Below are 2,567 nucleotides of genomic sequence, written 5' to 3'. Positions count from 1 at the left end.
AACACGGAAGTTAAGCTCTCTAGCGCCGATGGTAGTTGGGACCTTGTCCCTGTGAGAGTAGGACGTCGCCAAGCAATCTTAAGACGAGTCAGAATGACTCGTCTTTTTTGTGTTTCTAACTTCTTATCAATTTCAAATGTAATTTAAATTCTTGAATACTCCGTATGCCTCTATGGTTTTTTGGTATATCTATATAATTTTTCTTTCAATTTCTTTCATGATTTTTGATATGCTATTTAAGATTTTCTGTTTTATTTCTTAAAGATAGGATTCATCAGTGTGTTAAAATAGTACAGTTGTTTTTAATGTACTTTAATATAAGAAGATTTAAGTTAGAAAAGGAGATAATATGAAAAAGATAAGTATAATTACTATAGTAGTCTTAGTCCTGCTAGTAATCGTGTATATGTTAGTTGGAAATTATTTTTATAACTATGCATTAAATGCGAAACAAGAAAAGGAATTTTTGCAAGATAATCCTCATTTAGTAGAAACGGTAAGTGCATCGGGAGATGTATTGGCTGCAAATGAAGAAAAGAATGCAAACTTCGTATCGAAGTATAAACCTAACACATTAACTATACATTCTTTCGATAAATTAAATTTAAAAGGTTATGAATATATGAATGAACCATCTAGTCATAAATGGGCAATTGTAGTTCATGGATACAATGGTAGAGCATCAGAAATGACGAAATATATTCGTAATTTCTATGAACAAGGCTATAATGTCATAGCACCAGACCTTCGTGGGCACGGAAATAGTGAAGGGGATTATGTTGGTATGGGCTGGCATGATCGTAAAGATGTGTTAATTTGGATTCAACAAATCTTAAAGAAAGACCCTAATGCTGAAATAGCTCTATTTGGTGTTTCGATGGGCGGGGCAACTGTAATGATGACTTCAGGAGAAGATTTACCTTCTAATGTTAAAGTTATTATTGAAGATTGTGGATACTCAACTGTTATTGATGAATTTACTTATCAACTAAAAGATTTATTCCACTTACCGAAGTTTCCTGTTATGAATGCGGCAAATACGGTTACTAAATTAAGAGCTGGCTACGATTTAGAAGAAGCTTCAGCTGTAAAACAAGTAGTGAAAAGTAAAACACCTATGTTATTCATTCATGGGGATGCTGATACATTCGTTCCTTTTGAAATGTTAGATGAAGTATATAATGCTGCAAAAGTAGAAAAAAAGAAATTAATTGTTTCAGGTGCTGGACATGGAGAAGCGGAGAAAGTAGATTCGAATAAATATTGGAATACTGTATGGAAGTTCGTAGGGAAGTATATTCCGGCATAATTAAATTTATTGCACTTATATAGACGATAATCGGAGGGATAATAATTAATCCTTTTGATTATCGTTTTTTTGTTAATTAGGTAGTCTGCTATAAGTGTGTTTTTGTATGTACTATATGAAGGAGATAGAGCAAAAACTTTTGAATTCCTTAATCTCAGTGCTACAATGATTGAAAACTAAATGTTAATGAGGTGTTTCTATGAAAATTGAAGTATGGTCGGATTTTGTATGCCCATTTTGCTATATTGGGAAACGTAGATTAGAGATGGCTTTAGAGCAATTTCCACATAAGAAGGATGTTGAAGTTGAGTTTAAAAGTTTTGAATTAGACCAAAATGCTCCAATCTATTCTGGAACAAGTATTAATGAAGTACTTGCATCAAAGTATGGAATTAGTATTGAAGAAGCTAAGCGTAATAACGTACAGCTAGGAAATCATGCAGCTAGTATGGGTTTAAGTTTTAATTTTGATGAGATGAAGCCGACGAACACGTTTGATGCGCATCGTCTTGCGAAGTTTGCAAAGGATCAAGGAAAAGAAAAAGAGATTACGGAAAATCTACTTTTCGCATACTTCACTGAATCGAGAAATTTAAGTGATGTGGATATACTTGCTACTATCGCTGAAGTTTCAGGTTTAGATAAGCAAGAGGCTTTAAATGTTATTAATGATAAAAATGCGTATGCAAATGATGTTAGAATTGATGAAGCGATTGCTCAGCAATATCAAATTTCGGGAGTACCTTATTTTATTATTAATCAAAAGTATGCTATTTCAGGTGCACAACCACTTGAAACTTTTGTTGGTGCACTTCAGCAAGTGTGGGAAGAAGAGAATCCTGCACCTAAGTTACAAGAACTTTCTTCAGAGGGTGGAAGTGATTTTTCTTGTACTGATGGAAGTTGTTCGGCGCCGTCGAAAGAGCAATAGTTTTTATAGTAGAGTAGTACCCCATAGATAGTTCTGTGGGGTGCTTGTATATAACTATAGAAGAAATACATAAGTGAAATCTATAAAATATAAAGTTTTTTAAAAAACGTATTGACGATTATACTTTAGAGGTGTAATATAGAACAAGTCGCCGATGACAATAACGTCGAAAGCGACAAACGAAATAAAAAACTTAGTTGACATTGAAAGATGAAAATGTTAACATAAGGAAGTCGCAAATGAGCGGCCAAGTAGTTCTTTGAAAACTGAACGAAACAAACAACGTGAAACGTCAATTTTTATTTTAGATGCTAGACAAACTAACTT

The 2,567-nt window shown here is 33.3% G+C and carries 2 protein-coding genes; both read left to right on the top strand.

Translation table 11 applies throughout. From position 1 onward, the window contains the following. Positions 1-349 precede the first annotated feature (349 nt). Positions 350-1,309 (top strand): alpha/beta hydrolase, encoded by a 960-nt coding sequence (locus ACTFRH_RS30815; RefSeq protein ID WP_000723983.1) that lies wholly within the window; start codon positions 350-352, stop codon positions 1,307-1,309. Positions 1,310-1,508: 199 nt separating this feature from the next. Beyond that, positions 1,509-2,240 (top strand): DsbA family oxidoreductase, encoded by a 732-nt coding sequence (locus ACTFRH_RS30810; protein WP_000687933.1) that lies wholly within the window; start codon positions 1,509-1,511, stop codon positions 2,238-2,240. Positions 2,241-2,567: the final 327 nt, after the last annotated feature.

Source organism: Bacillus cereus group sp. MYBK216-1, assembly GCF_051916495.1.
GTDB classification, from domain to species: domain Bacteria; phylum Bacillota; class Bacilli; order Bacillales; family Bacillaceae_G; genus Bacillus_A; species Bacillus_A thuringiensis_K.
The sequence above is the reverse complement of the archived record's forward strand: the minus strand, read 5'-3'. Positions and strand labels throughout refer to the sequence as shown.

Coding starts and splice junctions, on each gene's coding strand:
- ACTFRH_RS30815 (WP_000723983.1), top strand. CDS start 350: ATGAAAAAGATAAGTATAATTACTATAGTAGTCTTAGTCCTGCTAGTA.
- ACTFRH_RS30810 (WP_000687933.1), top strand. CDS start 1,509: ATGAAAATTGAAGTATGGTCGGATTTTGTATGCCCATTTTGCTATATT.